The 21638-nt window shown below is 71.0% G+C and carries 18 protein-coding genes and 1 riboswitch; of the genes, 13 read left to right on the top strand and 5 right to left on the bottom strand.

From position 1 onward, the window contains the following. Positions 1 to 36 precede the first annotated feature (36 nt). The gene (locus ABZX79_RS16650; RefSeq protein ID WP_355257216.1) at positions 37 to 1359 is read right to left on the bottom strand and encodes an SGNH/GDSL hydrolase family protein; all 1323 of its coding nucleotides are present in this window, start codon (positions 1357 to 1359) and stop codon (positions 37 to 39) included. Positions 1360 to 1456: 97 nt separating this feature from the next. Next, the gene (locus tag ABZX79_RS16645; RefSeq protein WP_355257213.1) at positions 1457 to 2023 is read right to left on the bottom strand and encodes a TetR/AcrR family transcriptional regulator; all 567 of its coding nucleotides are present in this window, start codon (positions 2021 to 2023) and stop codon (positions 1457 to 1459) included. 98 nt (positions 2024 to 2121) lie between these two features. Here ABZX79_RS16645 and ABZX79_RS16640 point away from each other — a divergent pair, with 98 nt between their 5' ends. Both ABZX79_RS16640 and ABZX79_RS16635 read left to right on the top strand, forming a co-directional pair. Further along, positions 2122 to 3015: a hypothetical protein gene (locus tag ABZX79_RS16640; RefSeq protein WP_355257210.1), complete on the top strand. Its 894-nt coding sequence runs from the start codon at positions 2122 to 2124 to the stop codon at positions 3013 to 3015. Positions 3016 to 3095: 80 nt separating this feature from the next. Continuing rightward, the gene (locus ABZX79_RS16635; protein WP_355257207.1) at positions 3096 to 3860 is read left to right on the top strand and encodes an HNH endonuclease family protein; all 765 of its coding nucleotides are present in this window, start codon (positions 3096 to 3098) and stop codon (positions 3858 to 3860) included. A gap of 118 nt (positions 3861 to 3978) precedes the next feature. Here ABZX79_RS16635 and ABZX79_RS16630 read toward each other — a convergent pair whose 3' ends face one another. Next, a complete protein-coding gene (locus ABZX79_RS16630) occupies positions 3979 to 4827 on the bottom strand; it encodes a DUF4190 domain-containing protein (protein ID WP_355257204.1) in 849 nt (282 codons plus the stop codon). Positions 4828 to 5027: 200 nt separating this feature from the next. Between ABZX79_RS16630 and ABZX79_RS16625 the strand changes: the two genes are divergently transcribed. The 3 genes from ABZX79_RS16625 to ABZX79_RS16615 all read left to right on the top strand — a co-directional run bounded on the left by ABZX79_RS16625 (position 5028) and on the right by ABZX79_RS16615 (position 9452). After that, positions 5028 to 7079 carry an N-6 DNA methylase gene (locus tag ABZX79_RS16625; RefSeq protein WP_355257201.1) on the top strand — a complete coding sequence of 684 codons (2052 nt, stop codon included), beginning with the start codon at positions 5028 to 5030 and terminating at the stop codon, positions 7077 to 7079. 154 nt (positions 7080 to 7233) lie between these two features. Next, on the top strand, positions 7234 to 7908 hold the full coding sequence (locus ABZX79_RS16620) for a hypothetical protein (RefSeq protein ID WP_355257198.1): 675 nt from the start codon (positions 7234 to 7236) through the stop codon (positions 7906 to 7908). Beyond that, positions 7905 to 9452: a serine/threonine-protein kinase gene (locus tag ABZX79_RS16615; protein WP_355257195.1), complete on the top strand. Its 1548-nt coding sequence runs from the start codon at positions 7905 to 7907 to the stop codon at positions 9450 to 9452. The genes ABZX79_RS16620 and ABZX79_RS16615 overlap by 4 nt, the downstream gene beginning before the upstream one ends. A 6-nt stretch (positions 9453 to 9458) precedes the next feature. Here ABZX79_RS16615 and ABZX79_RS16610 read toward each other — a convergent pair whose 3' ends face one another. Then, on the bottom strand, positions 9459 to 10370 hold the full coding sequence (locus ABZX79_RS16610; RefSeq protein WP_355257193.1) for a class I SAM-dependent methyltransferase: 912 nt from the start codon (positions 10368 to 10370) through the stop codon (positions 9459 to 9461). A 62-nt stretch (positions 10371 to 10432) separates the two neighbouring features. After that, entirely contained in the window at positions 10433 to 13081 is a 2649-nt protein-coding gene (locus ABZX79_RS16605; protein ID WP_355257190.1) for a YfhO family protein, read from the bottom strand. A gap of 200 nt (positions 13082 to 13281) precedes the next feature. On the opposite strand from ABZX79_RS16605, the gene ABZX79_RS16600 reads away from it, so the two are divergent. The 8 genes from ABZX79_RS16600 to eno all read left to right on the top strand — a co-directional run bounded on the left by ABZX79_RS16600 (position 13282) and on the right by eno (position 21556). Continuing rightward, positions 13282 to 14262 (top strand): glycosyltransferase family 2 protein, encoded by a 981-nt coding sequence (locus ABZX79_RS16600; RefSeq protein ID WP_355257187.1) that lies wholly within the window; start codon positions 13282 to 13284, stop codon positions 14260 to 14262. Positions 14263 to 14273: 11 nt separating this feature from the next. Next, positions 14274 to 14729, top strand: a complete 456-nt coding sequence (locus ABZX79_RS16595; RefSeq protein ID WP_355257673.1) for a GtrA family protein — start codon at positions 14274 to 14276, stop codon at positions 14727 to 14729. 71 nt (positions 14730 to 14800) lie between these two features. Next, positions 14801 to 15457, top strand: coding sequence for a SurA N-terminal domain-containing protein (locus ABZX79_RS16590; protein ID WP_355257184.1), 657 nt, complete (start codon positions 14801 to 14803; stop codon positions 15455 to 15457). Between the two features lie 49 nt (positions 15458 to 15506). Further along, entirely contained in the window at positions 15507 to 16493 is a 987-nt protein-coding gene (locus ABZX79_RS16585; RefSeq protein WP_355257181.1) for a nucleoside triphosphate pyrophosphohydrolase, read from the top strand. Between the two features lie 79 nt (positions 16494 to 16572). Then, entirely contained in the window at positions 16573 to 17826 is a 1254-nt protein-coding gene (locus ABZX79_RS16580; RefSeq protein WP_355257178.1) for a cytochrome P450, read from the top strand. 112 nt (positions 17827 to 17938) lie between these two features. Continuing rightward, the gene (locus ABZX79_RS16575) at positions 17939 to 18895 is read left to right on the top strand and encodes a transglycosylase family protein (protein ID WP_355257175.1); all 957 of its coding nucleotides are present in this window, start codon (positions 17939 to 17941) and stop codon (positions 18893 to 18895) included. A gap of 268 nt (positions 18896 to 19163) precedes the next feature. Then, positions 19164 to 19338: riboswitch (cyclic di-AMP (ydaO/yuaA leader) on the top strand. 3 nt (positions 19339 to 19341) lie between these two features. Further along, a complete protein-coding gene (locus ABZX79_RS16570; RefSeq protein WP_355257172.1) occupies positions 19342 to 20043 on the top strand; it encodes a transglycosylase family protein in 702 nt (233 codons plus the stop codon). Between the two features lie 226 nt (positions 20044 to 20269). After that, complete coding sequence (gene eno, locus ABZX79_RS16565; RefSeq protein ID WP_355257169.1) at positions 20270 to 21556, top strand: phosphopyruvate hydratase; 1287 nt, start codon at positions 20270 to 20272, stop codon at positions 21554 to 21556. The last annotated feature ends 82 nt before the right edge of the window (positions 21557 to 21638 follow it).

Here is a 21638-nt window from a genome sequence, read left to right as displayed (position 1 = left end):
CGTGCCCGGGTTGGGGGCACGGCCGGGCGGGGTCCGTCAGAGTGCGTCGAGGTCGAGTGCCTCGGCCATCACGCGGTATCCGGCGTCGTTCGGGTGCAGGTGGTCGCCCGAGTCGTAGGCGGGGAGCATGGTGTCCTTCTTGGCGGGGTCCGGGTCGGCCAGGGCGCGGTCCAGGTCGACCACCGCGTCGTACTCACCGGATGTACGGATCCAGTGGTTGACCGCATCGCGCTTGGTCTCGTTGGCCTCGCTGTAATAGAACGAGCCCTTGACGGGGGTCAGGGTCGCGCCGACCACCTTGATGCCCTTGGCGTGCGCCTGGCGGATGAGCGTGCGGTGGCCGTCGATCAGCCGGCTGACCGACACCTCGGGGGTGGGGCCGTCCGGCACGCCTTCCTGGCTCCCTCCGATGTCGTTGATGCCTTCCAGCACGATGACCGTGCCTACGCCCGGCTCGCTGAGCACGTCCGTCTTGAAGCGGGCCACGCCCTTCTCCCCGGCCCAGGACCAGTCGTTGGTGACCTGGTTGCCTGCGATCCCGTGGTTGAGGACGCTGCGCGGCTTGCCGGTGGCGGCGAAGCGCTCGGCGAGTTCGTCGGGGTAGCGGTTGTTCGCGTTCGGGCTGGAGCCGACGCCGTCGGTGATGGAGTCGCCGAAGGCCACCACACCGTCGCGGCGCCCAGGCCTCTCCCCGCCGCCGACCTCGACGCCGGTGAGGTAGTACCAGGAGTCGTTGCTCTCCTTGAACGCGGCGCCGTCGCGGTCCGAGCGGTGGTCGCCGTCGGCGCGGTAGCTGGTGGCCGAGGCGAAGGTGTGGAAGGTGGCGGGGCCGGTCTCGGCGGCCAGATACAGCGTGACGGTCACCGACTCCAGGGCCTTGACCTTGAACGGCACACCGTCGCTGTACGCCTTGCCGCCAGCCGGGATCGTCAGCGACCGCGCCTTGCCGAAGGACAGCTGACGGGCCGAACCGGCCCGCACCGATGCGCCCTTGTCCGTACGGGCCACCGTCGCCCCGGTGATGCGCAGGGGCGTCTTGCCGTAGCGGTTGGACAGTTCGATACGGGCCTTGGTGCCGCCCTTGCTGACCCGTACCACCTGGCGGACGGTGTGGTTGGAGAAGCCCTCCTGGGACCAGTTCGGTGCGAAGGGGGCGGTCGGCTGCTGCGGCGACGTCGCCCAGCCGCCCTGCCAACCTCCGTCGCTGTGGCCGGACTTGATGCTGTGCTCGGCCGCCACCGCACCGGCTGAACCGGCCGGTCCGGCCCCGCCGACAACCGGCAGCGCCGCCAGCGCTGCTGCGGACAGCAGGGCAATGCCCGTACGCCGTAAGGAAGTTGCTGATGTCCTCAAGCTCATGTTCCCCACCCCTGTCGTGTTCCGATGTGCACGGTGTCGGTCACGTGCACACGAAGCGATCAAGCGTGGATCGGCGTCGGCTATTCCCGGGGCGCGGTCAATCGCCGCTCTTGAACATCGCCGCGGCCAGCGCCCGGAACGCCTCCTCGGGGGTTCGGTCGCCCAGTGTGCGGTCCAGGTTGTGCGTCAGCAGGAGGGTGGCGAAGCCGTGGGCCGCCGACCAGGCGGCGATGCCGGTGATCTCCGGGTCGGTGGTGCGGCCGGCGGGGAGGGTGGCCACGCCGGTGCGCAGTTGTTCGTACGAGCGTGCCTTGGCGGCCAGCAGTTCCGGGTCGTCGGGGCGGAGCAGGTCCGGCTGGAACATGACCTGGAAATGCGCCGGGTGGTCCACCGCGAAACGGACGTAGCGAACGCCCGCGTCGCGCAGGTCCGCCGCGTCCGACAGCGCTGCCGTCAGCAGGTCGTGGCCCTCGGTGGCGATCGCGGTCAGCAGTCCCGTCCGGTCCTTGAAGTGGTGGGCAGGGGCGGCGTGTGAGACGCCGGCGCGGCGGGCGAGGTCGCGCAGGGACAGGGCCGCCGGGCCGTCTGTGCGGATGACGTCGAGCGCGGCGCTGAGCACAGCCTGCCGCAGGTCGCCGTGGTGGTACGTGTCGCGGCTGGTCATGGTCAGCAGATTACGCCGAATCTAGGCGTTGACAAGTTTGGGGCGGAAGAGGAATCTAGTCGGTGTCTAGATGGGGTGTCGCGGTCGGAGGAGGAGCCATGGCTGAGCAAGCTGAACAAGCTGAGGGAGTAATCGAGCTGGGACGCGTACGGCAGATGTGGCACCTGCTGGAGCCGCTGCACGCCGTCGTCTACTACGCGCCCGAGGTCTTCGCGGAAGCGGAGAAGCTCGGGTACGGCACGGACATCCGCTGGCCGAGCTACTTCGCCTGGCGCCCCGCCCCGCTGGGGCCGGTGGGCGCCGAGGTCGTCTCCGCGGCCTTCTACAGCTTCAGCCCACGCATGGTCGCGGAGTACGTCCCGGCCGGGTGGGCAACCGCCGGCCCGGCGCAGGTCCTGGCCGCGCGGCTGCGCGGGATGGACGGGGTCTACCGCGCGCTTTTCGGGGAGCGGGTCGGCGGACCTGAGATCACCGAGGCCGCCGCCCTCGCCCGTCGCGCCGCCGAGGCCGCCGACACCGCCGGCCGGCCGCTCGCCGCCGCCAACGCCGCCCTGCCCTGGCCCGATGCCCCGCACCTGGTGCTGTGGCAGGCGGCGACCGTCCTGCGCGAGCACCGCGGCGACGGGCATCTGGCGGCGCTGCTCACCGCCGGGCTCGACCCGGTCGAGGCCCTGGTCAGCTTCGCGGGCATCGGCGCGGCGTCCGCCGAGACGTTCCGCAGCCGTGGCTGGAGCGACGAGGAGTGGGCAGCGGGGCGCGAACGGCTCGTCGTGCGCGGGATGTTGGACGCGGACGGCGTGGCTACCGAGGCGGGGCGCGCGCTGCGTGCGGAGGTGGAGCGGGCCACCGACGAACTGGCCGCCGCGCCCTGGCGGGCCCTCGGCGCGGAAGGAACCGCGCGGCTGGCCGAGTTGCTCGGGCCGTTGTGGGTGGAGGTGCTGGGTTCGGGCCTGCTGCCGTCCGAGACCACGCTGGGTATCGGGAAGGTCTAGGTCGGACCAGCCCTCGAGGGAGACCGTGAGATTGTGGTGGGCGTTCACCCGCCGGCCCCTGACGCACAGGACGGAACGCCTTGATACGTACGCCCAGAATCGCCCTTCCCCTTGCCGCCCTCGCCGCCGTTCTCGCGGTGACGGGATGCGAGGCGATCGGCGGGGGCGGTTCTCCGTCGGGGCCGGGACCGGCCGCCTCCGACGGGCGGGCGACCGGCCCGCTGGACAATCCCGACGGGACGAGGCCCGGGCTCGCACCGGTCACGGCGGACGGGGACCGGGCCGAGGCGCGCGAGCTGTTGGGCAAGCTGTCCACCAAGGGGCGGGGGCCCAGGACCGGTTACGCCCGGCGCGAGTTCGGCTACGCCTGGATGGACACCGCCGAGGGGGTGCCGCTCGCGCGCAATGGCTGCGACACGCGCAATGATCTCCTGGCACGCGATGGGCATGATCTGCGCTATCGCGACGGTTCGGACTGTGTCGTCGTCGCGATGACGCTGCACGATCCGTACACCCGCAAGACCATCGAGTGGCGCAAGCGGCGGGCGACCGAGGTGCAGATCGATCACGTGGTGCCGCTCTCGTACAGCTGGCAGATGGGCGCTTCCCGCTGGCCCGAGAGCAAGCGCGAGCAGCTGGCCAACGATGTGCTGAATCTGCTTCCCGTGGACGGGCGCACCAACTCGGCCAAGAGTGACTCGGGTCCGGCGTCCTGGCTCCCGCCGAACAAGCAGATCCGGTGCGCGTACGTCGTCCGGTTCGGCCAGGTCGCCCTCAAGTACGGGATGCCGGTGACCGCGGCGGACAAGCGCATGATGCTCGCTCAGTGCGGAGGGAATCGCTGAGGCAGGTGACGCAGGTGACGCAGCTTGGGAGGCCGTCCCCCTCCGACGGCCTCCCCGGTACTGCGGTACTACGGTGCTGCGGTCCTGCGGTCCTGCTGTACTTCCGTGGTGCTGGTGATCAGAGCTTCAGGTCCCACTGCGAGGCGTCGTGGGTGAAGTCGGGGGAGATCTCGACGACCAGGTTCTCGGCGTCGGCCGGGGCGTCGAAGGCGTACACCACGGTGGCCTTCTTGCCCGGCATGACCGTGCCGGTGAAGACCTCGCCGACCTTCTCGTCGAAGATCTGCTCGGCGTTCACGCCGTCCTTGCCGGCGCGGGCCTCGGCGGTGACGAGGGCGGCGTCGAACTTCTCCTTGCCGGCGTTGTCGATGACGACCGTGACCTTGTACGCCTTGTTGCCCTTGGTGTGGCCGATCGCGTACTCACCGGGGGTGTACGGCTCGGGGGCCGACGCGGTGAGGGTGAGCTTGTCGTCGTAGACGGCCGAGTCGCCGGCTGCCAGCGTCTCGGAGTCCGTGCCCGACTCGCCGCCCGCGGTGCCGCCCTTGCCCTTGCTCTTCCCCTTGTCCTTGCCCTTTGAGGAGCCGTCGCCCGACTCCTTGCTCGCCGACGAGCCGCTGGTCGCCTTGTTGAGGTCGTCCACCGCGTCGTCCACGGCCTTGAACAGGATCACCGCGCCGACGACCGACATGATCAGGGAGATCAGGCCCAGGATGGTGCCCGCCAGGGCGACACCCTTGTTGGTCGCTCCGCCGCGCTTGGCGCGGCCCCGGCCGGCCAGGCCCATGATCAGGGCGATGATGCCGAGGATGCCGGCGAGCCAGAAGAAGAACGGGATCAGACCCGACAGCGCACCGATGATGCCCAGGATCAGGGCGGCGGTGCCCAGGCCGTTGCGGGCCTGTGCCGCGGGCGTCGGCCCCTGCGGGAACTGCGGCTGCTGCGGCTGCTGCGTGTACTGAGACATGGATGTCCTCCGGACAAGGTGTGTTCGGGACTGCCTTGCCGCCCCGTTCTGCTGCGATGACGTAATCACAGCAGAGCTTGTGAACCGAGTCAACACGATTCACACCTGGACTTCGATTCACGTCGTGAAGCGGGCTCTCTTGCGCGCATGGGTATGCTCGGGGCCACAAGCAGGCGCAGGTGTACGAGGGGAGCCGGCCGGTGTCGGACAACGCAGCAGAGGTGACCGCCGCCGGAATCGCCCGGCTCGCCGGGGTCGGACGTGCCGCCGTGAGCAACTGGCGCCGTCGGCACCCCGACTTCCCCAAGCCCGTGGGCGGCACCGAGACGAGCCCCTCGTTCGCCCTGGCCGAGGTAGAGCAATGGCTGCGCGACCAGGGCAAAATCGCCGAGGTGCCCCTGCGCGAGCGGGTCTGGCAGCAGCTCGCCGGCCACCCGGCAGGCGCCGTCCCGGCCCTCATCCACGCGGGTTGCGTGTTGCTGCTCGTACGCGACAGGCCGACCGCCTGGCTCCAGCTCTCAGCCGTCTCCGACGAGAAGCTCGCGTTCCTGCTGCCGCCCGCCCTGGAGGAGATCCTCGCCCCGCGCTTCGGCCCGCAGCGCGCCGTTCACACCCCGGGTACGCCGGAACTGGGTCCCTCCGTACCCCTGTTGCGCGCGACCGCCGAGCTCGCCGCCGAGCTCGGCGCCCGCCAGACGTACGAGTTCCTGCTCGGCCGCCATCTCGACGCCAACCCGCGCCAGTACACGCTCACCCCACCCGGCCCGGCCGCCCTGATGGCCGCCCTCGCGGGCAGCCCCCGCACCGTCCTCGATCCGGCCTGCGGCACCGGCACGCTGCTGCGCGCCGTCGCACAGGCCACCGGCGTACAGGACGGGCGGGCCCTCCACGGTCAGGAGGCCGACCCCGACCTGGCCGCCCTCGCCGCGCTGCGCCTCGCCCTGCAGACCGAATCCGGCACAACGGAAGTGCGGGTGGCCGCCGCCGATTCGCTGCGCGCCGACGCCTTCCCGCACCTCGCCGCCGACGCCGTGCTCTGCCACCCGCCGTTCAACGAACGCAACTGGGGCCACGACGAGCTGGCGTACGACGCCCGCTGGGAGTACGGCTTCCCGGCTCGTACGGAGTCCGAACTCGCCTGGGTCCAGCACGCACTCGCCCGCCTCCGCGAGGGCGGCACCGCGGTCCTCCTGATGCCTCCCGCCGCCGCCTCCCGCCGCTCCGGGCGCCGCATCCGCGCCGACCTGCTGCGCCGCGGCGCCCTGCGCGCCGTCGTCTCGCTGCCGGCGGGCGCCGCGCCCCCGTACGGCATCCCGCTCCACCTGTGGGTCCTGCGCAAGCCCGGCGCCGAGGGCCGGCCCTCCCACGAACTCCTCCTCGTGGACACCGCCGACCTCTCCGCCGCCGGCCGCGACAAACTCGACTGGCAGGCCCTGCACACCACCGTCCTCGACACCTGGCAGGCCTTCGACCGCGACGGCGGGGTCGAGGAACGCCCGGGCGTCAGCCGTTCGGTGTCCGTCATCCAGCTCCTCGACGACGACGTGGACCTCGCCCCCGCCCGCCATCTGCCGCCCCCGGCCGCGGGCGGTGGCGCCGCCGAACTCGCGCGCGTACGGGAGCGGCTGGCCGACACGCTGCGGCAGACCGCCGAACTCACCCCCTCCACCGGAGAGCCCGCGCAGCCGTCCCGCTGGCCCACCACCACCGTCGGCGAACTCGCCAGGGCGGGCGCACTCGTGCTGCGCGCGGGCGGCGCCGGAGCCGGTTGTGGGAAACGCGTCCTCACCGAGCAGGACGTGCTCGCCGGAAGCGCGCCGTCAGGCACGCTCCCCGAAGGCGAGGCGGAGGACCCGGTGCTGGTCGCGGCGGGCGACGTGGTCGTGCCCGTGCTCGGCGGCGGCTCGGTCGCGCGCGTCGTCGACGAGGCCACCGCGGGCGCCGCCCTGGGCCGCAGCCTCCAGCTGCTGCGCCCCGATCCGGCGGCCCTCGACCCCTGGTTCCTCGCGGGCTTCCTGCGCGGGACCGCGAACAACCGGCAGGCCAGCAGTTACGCCTCCACCTCGACCCGGCTCGATGTACGCCGCCTCCAGCTGCCCAGGCTGCCGCTCGCCGACCAGCGGCAGTACGGCGAACGTTTCCGCACGCTGGCGGAGTTCGAGGACGCGCTGCGGCGGGCGGGACGGCTGGGCGAACAACTCGTGCAGGGGCTGTACGACGGCCTGACGGACGGGACCGTACGACCGGAGTGAGGGCGGCGTGAGGCCGCGGGCGTCAGGCAGGCGTGAGGCGGGCCACATCGGATCCGTACAACCTGGGGGCCGTTGTCAGTGTCGGTGTATACGCTCAAAGCGCTTACCGCGCCGAGTGTCCCCACATACGTTCACCAGGTCTTCAGGAGCAGCCATGCACGGCTCCGGCAACACGCCGCCAGTCCGCACTGACGGCGTCGTCATCACCATGCGTGTGCTGTTCCCCCTCTGTGCCGTTTTCAGCTGCGGCATGCTGTCCTGCGTTCCGCTGTTCCGCATCGCGATCCTGAGCGGGCGCTGGTTCGACTGGGTGGCCGCGTGGGCGAGCATCCCGGTGGCGATCTCGGCTTTCGCCGTCGTCGGCGCGCTGCCTGAAGGAGACGTGAAGACCGACATAGCCCTGTCGTTCGTCCTGCTCCTCGGAGCGGCGACCGCCGGGTACTTCCTGACGTTCGACATCCGGCACTACGCGCGGCTCCAGGCGACCGGCGGCGGCCGGCACACCGTCACCGGCCCACGCGCCCCCTACGGGCCGTACGTCCAGCAGACACAGGCCGCCCCGCCGCAGTACGGCTACCCGAACCCGTACGCGAGCACCCCGGTGGTCAACCCGGCGCCGACCCCGCTGCCGCAACAGCCACCACACGCACACCAGCAACACCCCCATCCACATCTGCACCAAACGCCGTACGAGCCGCAGCTCCAGCCTCAGCCCCAGCCGCAGACCCAGCGCCAGCAAAATCCCCAGCGCATGGACCAGGTCCGCGCCGAGCTCGACGAGCTCAGCGACCTCCTGCGCAAGGACCAGCGGGGTGACCAGGACCGGTGAACGGACGGATCATCGCGGGGCGTTACGAGCTGTCCACCGTCATCGGCCAGGGCGGCATGGGCCAGGTCTGGACGGCGTACGACCAGCGCCTCGACCGCCGCGTCGCCGTGAAGCTGCTGCGCCCCGACCGCATGGCCGCCGCCACCGCGGCCGACGAGATGCGCCGCCGCTTCGTGCGCGAGTGCCGCGTCACCGCGCAGGTCGACCACCCGGGCCTGGTCACCGTCCACGACGCGGGCAGCGACGACGACGACCTGTACCTCGTCATGCAGTACGTCAAGGGCGCCGACCTCGCCGACCACTTGGCCGAGCACGACCCGTACCCCTGGCCGTGGGCCGTTTCGGTCGCCGCGCAGCTCTGCGCCGTGCTGTCCGCCGTACACGCCGTGCCGATCGTCCACCGCGACCTCAAGCCGCGCAACGTCATGGTCAAGCCCGAGGGCACGGTCACCGTCCTGGACCTCGGCGTCGCGTCCGTCCTCGACATGGACACCACCCGCCTCACCCACACCGGCTCGCCCATCGGCAGCCCCGCCTACATGGCGCCCGAGCAGGCGATGGGCGGCGCGGTCGGCCCGTACACCGACCTCTACGCCCTCGGCGTCCTCCTGCACGAACTCCTCAGCGGCAACGTTCCCTTCGCCGGGTCGACCGTCCTGGGGGTCCTTCACCGTCACCTGTACGAGCCGCCGCTCCCCGTCCGCCAGCTCCGCCAGGACATCCCCGAGCCGCTCGAAGCGCTGGTCCTGCGACTGCTCGCCAAGGACCCGCAGCACCGCCCGTCCTCCGCCCAGGAGGTCTACGAGGCGCTGGTCCCGCTGCTGCCCGCGCACGGTGGCGTACCGTCGGGGCCGCTCGACCCCACCCGCCCCTTCCTGCGCCCGCACGCCCCCTGGCCCGACCGCGCCACCACCCCGCCCGTCGCCCAGCCCACCCCCGCGCAGGCGCAGCCGGACGTCGCGGGCGCCGTCGACGAGGTCAAGCAACTCCTCGGCGAGGGGCGCATCACCCAGGCCGTCGACATCCTCGGCGGGATCCTCCCGGCGGCCGCCGCCCAGCACGGCGAGCGCTCCCCGGTCGTGCGCATCCTGCGCAAGCAGTACGCCGCGACGCTGCTGGACGACGGCCAGTACCGACGCGCCCTTCCCGAGCTCCGCCGCCTCGCCGACGACCGCGCCGCCGAGTCCGGCCTGGCCGACCCGCAGGCGCTCCAGTTCCGGTATGACGCGGCGCAGTGCCTGGAGCAACTGGGCGAACCGGCCGCGGCCCTGGCCGAGTACCGCGGCCTGCTGCCCTACTACGAGAACCAGTACGGGGTCGGCGGACCGGCAGCGGCAGCGACCGCGACCGACGCCGCCGCCCGCGCCTTCGACATCCGCCACCGGATAGCGAACCTGCTGCTGGCGATGGGCGACCACGCTGCCGCCCACGCCCAGTTGCAGAGCCTGCTGTACGACGCCGAGCGCGCGTACGGCCCGTACCACCCCTTGCCGTCCGACGTCCGCCGAGCCCTCGACCGCCACCAGCGGATGCGGGACCTCTGAGCCCGGTCAGCGTGCTCGCAAGAAGGCGGACGTGGCGACTCGGCCGACCATCGTGAGCCGGCTGTCGCCGCCCGCCAGGTGCTTGTCCAAGGCGTCCTTGACTCCGGGCCAGCGCCCGTCGCCGTAGTCGTCGAGTACGACGACCCCGCCGGGCGCGGCGATCGTTTCCGCCCACTCCAGGTCGGCCAGGACGCCCTCGAAGGAGTGGTCGCCGTCGACGACGATCACGCCGTACTCACGGTCCGAGACCGCCGCCCGTACCTCCGGGTCCCCCGAGAAGCCCTGCCGGATGCGCGCCCCGGTGCCGGGGCGGCCGCCGCCGAGTGCCAGGTTGGCCCGTACGACGTCCTCGCGCACCGGGGTCCCCGTCGGCTCCTCGTAGTCCGAGGTGCCCGGCTGGAGCTGCGAGCCCGCCAGCGGATCGACGATCGTCAGCGTCGCCTCGACGCCCGTGCGGTGCAGCATCCGCATCAGGGCGGCCGCGAACAGCCCGTGCAGAGTGCCGATTTCGAGCACTTCGAGTACGTTGCGGTCCTTGCCCTGCGGCCGCGCGAGCAGCGGGACGGTGGCGAGCTTGCCGCACACGTTGGACGTGCCGCCCGCCATCCGGCCGACGCCCAGCGCCTCCAGAGCCACCACATTGCGGTAGGCCACGGTCACATTGCGGCGGGCGCGCTCGCCCGCGTCCGTCGCCGCGCCGACCTCACGCACGAGCGTGTCGATCTGCTCGGGCGTCGGCATCCGGTGCTGGCCGCGGCCGGTCCGGTCGAGGAGCATGCCGACGCCGTGCTGTGTGCGCCGCAGTTCGGTGACTTCGCGGCGGAGCCCCGCGGTGTGACGTGAGATGCGCTGGTCGACGAGCGCGGCGACGGGGCCGAGGGCCCACTTCGTCAGCCGGTTGCTCAGCGGAGATGGCATGCGGTTCGCCTCTGGCTTCGGTCCTGTGAGTGGGGGTCAGGCGGCCGACCGTACGCCGCAGCTCATGCCGTGCGGGCCACGAGCCGATGGTCCTCGGGTGAAGTCTTCGTGTGGCTCCTGCGACGCCGGGACGGCAACCGGGACAGGACCCGGGGCAGGACGCCCACCGCGATGAGCACGAGCAGCGACAGTCCGCCCGCGAGCCCGCCGATGCGCAGCCCGGGCGGAGTGAAGTCGCAGGTCACAGCTGATGTGCGGCCGTCCAGGGGGACGGCGACCAGCCCCAGGTAGGAGTCGGCGGGGCGGGCCTTCGCGCCGTCCGTGCGGCAGCTCCAGCCGGTGATGCGCGGCATGGCGAAGACGGCCGTTCCCCTCGCGCCGGGCGGCAGCGCGGCCCGTACGCCGTTGTCGGTGACGCGTACCGAGGTCGCGCCGCCCGAGCGGAGGCCATCGACCGCGTCGGCCAGCCGGTCCAGGTCCAGGCACCCGACGCTCTCGCGCGGAAGCTTGCCGGCCCCCGCGCCCTTCAGCCTGATCACGACGCGGCCGTCGTCCCCGGCGGCCCCGAGCGGCTGCATCGCGGCCCGCCGCGCGGGGACGCTGCCGCGCAGCTCGGTCGGCGTACCGCCGCGTCCGAGTCGCGCCGTACCGGAGAAGCCGGGCGCCCAGAGGAAGACCCCGCTGCCGGCGGGGCAGGCGGCGGTCAGCGTGGCGCCGCGCAGTGCGGTGCGCGGGAGGGAGTAGACGCGGGCGCCGAGGAGCTTCTCCTGGTTGTGGAAGGGGGAGGCGCCGAAGCGCGGCTCGGGGCCGGGCGGGCGCACGGTGACCAGCTGCGGCACCGCGGCGCGCGTCACCGTCACCTTGCGGGCGTCGGGCCGTGACCAGCTGTGATGCGGGTCGCGCGGCATCCGCACGCGCGCGCCGACGGAGAAGAGGGCGTCGGTCACCGGGTTGTCGAGGCTTTGGACGGCGCGGCCGTTGGACGTCCAGCCGGCGCCGAGCGCGGCGAGCGTGCGGGTGAGGACGTCGGGTGTGTGGCTGCTGTAGTACGCCGCGCCCTGGCCGCCCACGGTGAGTGGGTCGTTGGCGGTGGTCTGTTCACGGCCGGGCTCGGTCCGGTAGGCGGGCCACCCGTCGGCTTCCGCCACCGCGTCCGCCTGGGCCTGCTGCCGGTCGCCCCACGGCGCGTAGTCGTCGAGCTTGGCGAGCCGCTGGCGGTCGGCGTAGGCGGTGGTGACGGCGGCTTGCGCGACCTGGGCGCCGATGAGGAGGAGGGCGGCGCTCAGCACGAGCACTCCGCGAGCCAACCCTGCGGGGCTTTCCCCTACCCGCCCCTTCCCGAAACTGGGGCTCCGCCCCAGACCCCGCTCCTCAAACGCCGGACGGGCTGGATTTCGCCGCGCGCGGCTGGGAAACCGGCCCTCCGCCCGCCTCGCCAGCAGCACCGCGCCCACCGTCGCCGCCACCCCCGCCACCACGAGCGGGTACGTCCACGACGTGATCCGGGAGCTCGTCGCCGCACCCACGGCAAGCAGCGCGACCACCCCCGTCCCGCCCAGCAGCGCCCGCCGCCCCGGCCAGCCGTACGAGAGCGAGATCCAGGCCGCGATCACCAGCACGCCGGCCAGCACGAACGTCTGCCGGTACGGGCTGCCGTTCGGCGTGGCGAAGACGTGCCAGACCAGGTGCGTCGGCCCCCACTGCATCGACACCGCCACCGCGACGACGAGCAGCGTCCACGCCCGTCTCTCGCGCCGGGGCGCCGCCCGGTTGAAGAGCAGCGTGCCGGCGAGCAGCAGCCCACCCGTGCCGAGGAAAACCGCGGGCGTGAAGAAGCTGTACGTCGCCGGGAGCGCCCGCGCGAGCACATCGGCCCACCCCGCCGGCGCGAACTCCCGCCTCCAGCCCGGGTAGGCGTGCGTCGACCCGAGGAAGACGACGGCCAGCACCGGCGCCGCAAGGCCGATGCCGAGCAGGGTGGTGCCGGCGGCGCGCAGCAGTACGCCCAGTCGCGCCCGTACAGAAGGGGAAGCGTCGTCGGTCAGCAGCCGAAGCAGCAGAACAAGGCCGGCCCCGAGCGTCGCCATGTACGCGGTGTAGAAGTTCGCGGCCCAGGCCACGGCCACGATCACCGGCCCCAGGACGCGATGGCGTCCCGTACGCGCCCATTCCCCCACCAGGCACAGCAGCGGGAAGGCGACGAGCCCGTCCATCCACATCGGGTTGTAGACGGCCTCGGTGACCGCCCACCCGCACAGCGCGTACGCCGAACCGAGCAGCCCCGCGGCCCACCACCGGCTCCCGCCCTCCCTCAGCGCGCGCAGCAGCACGGTCATCGCGGCCGCCGCCGCTGCCATCTTCAGCACGGTGATGACGTACACCGCGAGGTCGATCGCGTCGCGCGGGAAGAGCGCGACGAGCAGGGCGAACGGGCTGCTGACGTACGTACCGATGTCGGGCAGGAAGCTCGTGCCGTACCCGGACTGCCAGTTGACCAGCGCCCCGCCGTCCGCGCGCCCGTGCAGCACGTCCCACAGACGGGCGTGGTACGGCACGAACTGGTTGCCGAGGTCATTGACGGCGCGTGTGCGCGGCCCGAACGGGAAGGAGCGGGCGATCGCGTCACCGGCGCACACCGAGACCACCGTTATCAGCGCGGACAGCGCGGACAATGCGGCCGCACGGCCTCTGGCTGCTTCCGTAATCGACATGTTGATCCTTCTACTGCCCCCGATACCCAATAAGCCAGCATGTGACGGAAAAAGAGATCTCAATGACACTGCGGCCGCCTAAAAACGCACAAAACCCGGTGAGTTCACGCATTGGTTGCCGACACGTCATGTGGAGAGTTGGAGTCCGCCATATCCGGCGGCTGTTCTTCGCTGAGCTGACTGACCATCGGGGGAGAGCTGTGCTCATCTCAATTGTCGTCCCGTGCTTCAACGAAGAGGAGATCGTCCGCCGCTTCCACGAGCACGTGACGGAGGAACTCGGCAGTTTGGGCAGTCCGGTCGCACTGGAACTGGTCTATGTCGACGACGGAAGCACGGACCGTACGCTCGCGATCCTCCAGGAGATCGCCGAGTCCGACCCGCGCACGCGCTATGTCTCCTTCAGCCGGAACTTCGGCAAGGAGGCGGCGATGCTGGCCGGCCTGCGCAACGCCTCGGGCGACGCGGTCGTCATCATGGACGCCGACCTCCAGCACCCGCCGGCCCTGGTCCGCCGCATGGTGGCGCTGCACGAGCAGGGCTTCGACCAGGTAGTCGCCCGCCGCACCAGGGCGGGCGACCGGGTCACGCGTACGCTCACGGCCCGTGCGTACTACCGGCTCATCAACCGCCTGGTCGACGTCGAACTCGTCGACGGCGTCGGTGACTTCCGCATGCTGTCGCGCCGCAGCGTCGACGCCGTACTCGAACTCACCGAGTACAACCGCTTCTCCAAAGGACTTTTCGCCTGGGTCGGATTCAACACCGTCACCTTCGAGTACGAGAATGCCGTACGCGAGGAAGGCCGCTCGAAATGGACCTTCTCGAAGCTGCTCAACTACGGACTCGACGGTCTCATCTCCTTCAATGACAAGCCGCTCCGGGCAGCGCTCTATCTCGGCCTGCTGCTGGTCGCCGTCGCCATGGCGTATTCGACGTGGATTGTCGGTGTCACCCTCGTGAACGGAGTGGAAACCCCCGGCTATGTGACGCTGCTCGTCGCCGTCACCGCGCTCGCCGGAGTGCAGATGCTGATGATCGGCGTAGTCGGCGAATACGTCGGCCGCATTTATTACGAGGTGAAACGCCGCCCGCACTTCCTCGTGCAGGCGACGAATGTGGAGCCCACGCCCGCCGCCGCGCCGCCTCTGACCGAGAGCCGCGAGCTGGTACGCCGGTGATCCGCCGCCAGCTGGTCAGGTTCGCCCTGGTGGGAGTGGTGAACACCGGGACGTACTACGCCTGCTACCTGCTGCTCCTGCCCTGGCTGCCGTACGTCGCCGCGCACGTCCTGGCCTTCGCCGTCAGCATGACGGGCTCTTTCTTCCTCAACTGCCGCTTCACCTACAACACGCGGCCCACGTGGCGGAAATTCCTGCTCTTCCCGCTCACCAACGCCGCCAATTTCGTGATCACGACGAGCGGCGTCTATCTCCTGGTGGACGTCCTGCGCCTCAACAGCACGTACGCCCCGCTGATCGCCGCGTCGGCCGCGATCCCGGTCACTTTCGTCGTCTCCCGCACGATCATGCTGGGCGGCCCCGCACGGGAATCCCGCCGGGATTCCCGGCCCTCCCGGGACAGCGCATCCACGAACACGAACGAATCGTTGGGCGAATCAGTGGCCCGGACCACTCCGACTGCCTAACATCGATCACCGCAAGGTCGTTCGTCGCACTGTCGTTGCTATGCCGCACGATCACCGCCGGGAGGCACCCTTTGCACCGCCGCCGTCGCACCGCGCTCTCCGTCTCCGCCGCGCTTCTGATCGCGGCGCCGCTTCTCGCCGCGTGCGGCAATGAGGCGCATCCAGGAGCGGCGGCCGTCGTGGGCGGCGGCCGTATCGAGGTCTCCGCGCTCCAGGCACAGGTCAAGGACGTACGCCAGGCCCAGCAGACCTCGCCGCAGGCCGCCCAGCTCATCGGCTCGACCGGGCAGCTCGGCCGCGCCAAGCTCTACGACCTCATCGTGGACAAGATCGTGCAGCGGGCCGCGGACGACGCGGGTGCGAGCGTGAGCCGCAAGGAGATCCAGAAGGCGCGGGAGGACGCGGCCGGGCAGGCGGGCGGCGAGGAGCAGCTGGCCGCGATGTACCTCCAGCAGCGCGGTGTCGCCCCGGACCAGATCGACGACGCCCTGCGCCGGGACGTCCTGGTCGGCAAGCTCGCCGCGAAGATCGGCGCGACGAACACCCCCGAGGGCCAGCAGAAGGTGAACGAGGCGTTCGTCGCCGCGTCGAAGGCGCTCGACATCGACGTGAACCCCCGCTACGGCACGTGGGACGACGAGAAGATGCAGCTGGGCGACTACAAGGCGCCGTGGATCACCCAGGTGACGAAGGAAGCGGCCCCGGAGGCGCCGGAGGCGGGCGCGTAGCAGGAGGGCTGGCCCCCGGGCTGTCGTACCGCCGAGGTACGTTCGACATGTGACCAGCGAAGCCTCCGCATCCGAGCCCGCCGCCCCCGGCCGTATCGTCCTCCTCACCGCCAGCCACCGCGTCGCGCCCGGGCTCCTGTCCTGGCCCGCGTGGCAGACGCTGCGCGCGGCGGACCTCGTGCTGTGCGCCGACGCGGGGCACCCGCAGCTGCCGTACCTGCGCGAGGCGGGGGTCGCCGTCGAGCACGCCGCCCCGACCGCCCAGGAGCTGCTGGACGCGTGCGAGGGCGGGCGCACCGTGGTCGTCCTCCCGTCCGGCGAGGGCGACCAGGCCCTCACCGACGGTCTCGCCCGCCTGGCCGGCTCCGGCCGGGTCCAGATGCCCGACCTGGAGCTGCTGCCCGGCTCGTACGACCTGCCGGGTGCGCGCCTCCTCGACCTGGTCCAGGTGATGGACCGCATCCGCCTCGAATGCCCGTGGTCCTCGCAGCAGACCCACAAGGGACTCGCGAAGTACGGCATCGAGGAGGCGTACGAACTCGTCGAGGCCATCGAGGACGGTGACCGCGAGGAACTGCGCGAGGAGCTCGGCGACGTACTCCTCCAGGTCGTCTTCCACGCGCGTATCGCCCAGGAAGATCCGGACGAGCCGTTCTCCATCGACGACGTCGCCGGGACGATCGTGGACAAGCTCATCCACCGCCACCCGCACGTCTTCGGCGACGACACCGCCGAGACCCCCGAAGAGGTCAAGGCGCACTGGCTGCGGACGAAGGCCGACGAGAAGCAGCGCGACTCGGTCACGGACGGCGTCCCCCTCGGCCAGCCGGGCCTCGCCCTGGCCGCGAAGCTCTCCTCCCGCGTACGCACCGCGGACCTCGACGTCCCCCTGCCGGCGGGCGAAGGCATCGGCTACGAACTGCTGGCGATGGCGGTACGGGCGGAGGCGTCCGGCGTGGACCCGGAGGCGGCGCTGCGTGCCGCGGCCCGCACGTACCGGGACGCGATCCGAGCAGCGGAGGGCCGCGCCGAGTAGTTCCTGCTCATCGTCGTAGTGCTCGGTCCGGGACCTGGCCTCGGCATTCCTCTCGAGGGCGGCCGATACTGTCGGGGGCATGCCCGACCAGCCTCACCCCGCCCCCATGCCCGAACTCTTCACCTGGGAGTTCGCCACCGATCCCTATCCGGCGTACGCCTGGCTGCGTGAGCACTCGCCCGTACATCGGACATCCCTTCCCAGCGGGGTCGAGGCGTGGCTGGTGACGCGGTACGCCGACGCGCGGCAGGCTCTCGCCGACCAGCGGCTCTCGAAGGATCCGGCCCATCACGCCGGCTCCGCGCACGCCAAGGGCAAGACCGGCATTCCGGGCGAGCGCAAGGCCGAGTTGATGACGCATCTGCTGAACATCGACCCGCCGGACCACACGCGCCTGCGGCGCCTCGTGTCGAAGGCGTTCACTCCGCGCACGGTGGCCGAGTTCGCGCCGCGGGTGCAGGAGCTTACGGACCAGCTCATCGACAACTTCATCGCGGAGGGCAGCGCGGACCTCATCCACGACTTCGCCTTTCCGCTCCCCATCTACGCGATCTGCGACCTGCTCGGCGTACCGCGCGAGGACCAGGACGACTTCCGCGACTGGGCGGGCATGATGATCCGGCACGGGGGCGGGCCGCGTGGGGGAGTGGCCCGGTCGGTGAAGAAGATGCGCAACTACCTCGCCGAACTCATCCACCGTAAAAGGGAAGAACCGGGCGACGACCTCATCTCGGGCCTCATCCGCGCCAGCGACCACGGCGAGCACCTCACCGAGAACGAGGCGGCCGCGATGGCCTTCATTCTCCTCTTCGCCGGATTTGAGACGACCGTCAATCTCATCGGCAACGGCGTGTACGCGCTCCTGCGCCACCCGGAGCAGCGCGAACGCCTCCAACGCGCGCTCGCCGAGGGGGATACGGAGCTGCTCGCCACAGGGGTGGAGGAACTCCTGCGCTACGACGGGCCGGTGGAGCTCGCCACCTGGCGGTACGCCACCGAGCCGCTGACCCTGGGCGGCAAGGACATCGCGGCCGGCGACCCCGTGCTCGTCGTACTCGCCGCCGCGGACCGGGACCCCGAGCGCTTCGGTGAGCCGGACACGCTCGACCTCTCACGCCGCGACAACCAGCACCTCGGCTACGGGCACGGCATCCACTACTGCCTCGGTGCGCCGCTGGCGCGGCTCGAAGGGCAGGCGGCGATCGCGACGTTGCTGCGACGCCTGCCGGACTTGCGGCTTGCGGTGGAACCTGACGATTTGCGGTGGCGCGGCGGCCTCATCATGCGCGGACTGCGCACCTTGCCCGTGGAGTTCGACGCCGAAACGAGGTGACGCTACGTCAATTCGAGACCTTCACGTGATCTACGCTGCATCGACTTGTAACAAACGTTCGAGTAGGGCTACGTTCACCGTCAACCTCAGCCGTCACTCGAAAGGCCACCGCATGCGCTCCGGGAACGGTAAGCACCGCCGCCCCCGTCAGGCTCCAGCTCTCGTCGTCGCGGCAGGAGTCGCCGGATCGGCCATCGCCATCCCGCTGCTCGGCGCGACCGGCGCGAACGCTGCCGAAGCCACGACCTGGGACCGAGTCGCCGATTGCGAGAGCGGCGGCATGTGGAGCGCCGACCTCGGTAACGGCTACTACGGCGGGCTTCAGTTCTCCCCGGAGAACTGGCAGAAGTTCGGCGGTACGGCCTACGCGCCGCGCGCCGACCTCGCCAGCCGCTCCCAGCAGATCCAGGTGGCGGAGAAGGTGCTGGCCGACCAGGGACCGCAGGCGTGGCCGAGCTGCGCGCTCATCTCCGGCCTGACGGAGGGTGACGACGCCGCCCCGGATGACGGTGCGACCGCCGAGCCGAAGGACGACACGTCGACCGCGACGCCGGAGAACGCCGAGACCCAGGAGCCGTCCGAGCCGACGACCGAGGCGCCCGCCGGGACCGGCGACGAGAGCGTGAAGGCCGACAAGGCTGACGAGGCTGACAAGGCCGACAAGGCGGACGAAACCGCTGAGCCGACGGCGCCCCCGGTGTCCGAGGACGCCAAGACGTCTGACGACCCCGAGGCCCCCTCCCCCGGGACCGCCTCGCCCACCCCCGAGGAGGGCACCTCCAAGGGCAAGCACCGCGGCGAAGAGGCGCGGGAAGCCGACAGCGCCGTATCCGGTGATCCGGGCATCGGGCGCGAATCGGGCCGCCACGCCTCCCGAGGTGACGGATCGACACGTGACGCCGCCAACGCCGACGGCGAGTACACCGTCCGCGCCGGTGACAACCTCTGGGCCATCGCCGACGCGCACGACGTGAGCGGCGGCTGGGCCGCGCTCTATGCCGCGAACGAGAAGACCGTCGGCTCCGACCCGGACCTCATCGTCCCTGGCCAGAGCCTCGATCTGGGCTGATTTCGGGGGGTAGTTCGGGCCGCTATGTCCAGTTTGGCATAAGTGAGACAAGGGTCTCTTTGCCTCAACTGGTGGGCGCGGCCCGGACGATCCGCCCGTTCCTCCCCTGACCTGCGCGAATGTGGGTCAGGTAAGGGCAGGGAAGGGCGATATCTCCCTGATGTGCGTCTTTGAACATCAAGGGCTCATGTGTTTACCGTCAGACCGCTCGCCACCGCGGGCCCCGTCGACCGTCACGCCGAATCCTGCCGGCGGCCGGGGGGAACTGACGCGTAAAGCGCCGTAGGCAGGAGCGGGGGACCCAGGTAGGCGCCGGGCCCGGACGTCGAAAGACGAACGGAACCGGCTTGGGGTAAAGCCGCGCGACGCAGGTCGTCGTGCGGCCGGGCACTCACTTGGCCCGAACCCGACAGCTCACCTCGTAGGCGTCGGTGAGGAGATGTCGCATGCTGTTTTCCAGCAAGGCCAAGCACCGTGCCCCGTCCAAGGCCATGCGTTTCGCCGCGTTCGCCGGTATCACCGGCGCCGCTGTCGCCGTCCCGCTGATGGGCGCGACCTCGGCCTCCGCCGCTTCCGTCGAGACCTGGGACGCTGTCGCCCAGTGCGAGTCCGGCGGCAACTGGTCCATCAACACGGGCAACGGCTACTACGGCGGCCTGCAGTTCTCCGCGTCCAGCTGGGCCGCGGCCGGTGGCACGCAGTACGCCCCGACCGCCGACAAGGCGTCCAAGGCGCAGCAGATCGCCACCGCCGAGAAGCTCCTCGACATGCAGGGCCCGGGCGCCTGGGCCTGCGCCGGTGCCGGCGGCCTGACCAACGACGGTGTCGACCCGGGTGTCGACACCTCCGGTTCCACGGAGAAGAAGCAGGAGCAGGCCGCCCCGCGCGCCGCCGAGCAGCCCGCCTCGCGCAGCGAGGTCCGCTCCGAGCCCAAGGCCGAGCCCAAGGCCGAGACCGCGAAGCCCGCCGCGCCCGCCGAGATCAAGAAGGGTGACGGCGAGTACAAGGTCAAGTCCGGCGACACCCTCGGCAAGATCGCCGACGCGAAGAAGGTCAAGGGCGGCTGGGAGAAGCTCTTCGAGCTGAACAAGGACATCGTCAGCGACGCCGATGTCATCTACCCGGGCCAGCAGCTGCACCTGAGCTGACCCGGCGACACCCCCACACCACCCCGGCCCGGCGCGCTCCCCCCGTACGCGCCGGGCCGGGGTTCTGCCGTACTGACCAGAAGAGTTACGTCCGCTATTGCGGGTATTCGGACCTCTTCTTGTCCCACGGGGCGGGCGAACGGCCGACCGATGCCCCCGAGCCGGTTAGGCTCTTGTCGCAAGGCCAAAGTGACCCTGCACCCCTAGCGTCACATCCCAGAAGGAGATGCTCGTGCCGTCCATCGACGTCGTCGTAGCCCGGGAAATCCTGGACTCCCGAGGCAACCCCACGGTCGAGGTCGAGGTCGGCCTCGACGACGGCAGCACCGGTCGTGCTGCTGTTCCGTCCGGTGCCTCCACCGGAGCGTTCGAGGCCATTGAGCTTCGCGACGGTGACCCGAACCGCTACCAGGGCAAGGGTGTCGAGAAGGCCGTCCTCGCCGTCATCGAGCAGATCGGCCCGGAGCTCGTCGGTTACGACGCCACCGAGCAGCGCCTGATCGACCAGGCCATGTTCGACCTGGACGCCACCGAGAACAAGGCCTCCCTCGGCGCCAACGCCATCCTCGGCGTCTCCCTCGCCGTCGCGCACGCCGCCTCCGAGGCGTCGGACCTGCCGCTCTTCCGCTACCTCGGCGGCCCGAACGCGCACCTGCTGCCCGTTCCGATGATGAACATCCTCAACGGTGGGTCGCACGCCGACTCCAACGTCGACATCCAGGAGTTCATGATCGCGCCGATCGGCGCCGAGTCGTTCTCCGAGGCCCTGCGCTGGGGCACGGAGGTCTACCACACCCTCAAGTCCGTCCTGAAGACCAAGGGCCTGTCCACCGGCCTCGGCGACGAGGGCGGCTTCGCCCCGAACCTGGACTCCAACCGCGCCGCGCTCGACCTCATCCTCGAGGCCATCCAGCAGGCCGGCTACATCCCGGGCGAGCAGATCGCGCTCGCGCTCGACGTCGCCGCGTCCGAGTTCTACAAGGACGGCTCGTACGAGTTCGAGGGCAAGTCCCGCTCGGCCGCCGAGATGACGGAGTACTACGAGGAGCTCGTGGCGGCGTACCCGCTCGTCTCCATCGAGGACCCGCTCTTCGAGGACGACTGGGCCGGCTGGAAGGTCCTCACCGACAAGCTGGGCGCCAAGGTCCAGATCGTCGGCGACGACCTCTTCGTCACCAACCCGGAGCGCCTGGCCCGCGGCATCGAGGAAGGCGCCGCCAACTCGCTGCTCGTGAAGGTCAACCAGATCGGTTCGCTGACCGAGACCCTGGACGCCGTCGAGCTCGCGCAGCGCAACGGCTTCAAGTGCATGATGTCGCACCGCTCCGGTGAGACCGAGGACGTCACCATCGCCGACCTCGCCGTCGCCACCAACTGCGGCCAGATCAAGACCGGCGCCCCGGCCCGCTCCGAGCGCGTCGCCAAGTACAACCAGCTGCTGCGCATCGAGGAGATCCTCGACGACGCGGCGGTGTACGCGGGTCGTTCCGCCTTCCCCCGCTTTAAGGGATAAGCACAGCAAGGGCTGACAGCAAGCCCTGACACCACAGCACAGCCAGTCGTACGTACGTCCCCGGCCGCGGTCCCGTACCGTG

The sequence above is a fragment of the Streptomyces sp. NPDC002994 genome, from assembly GCF_040611155.1.
GTDB lineage: Bacteria > Actinomycetota > Actinomycetes > Streptomycetales > Streptomycetaceae > Streptomyces.
This window is presented reverse-complemented; position numbering and strand designations above follow the sequence as displayed.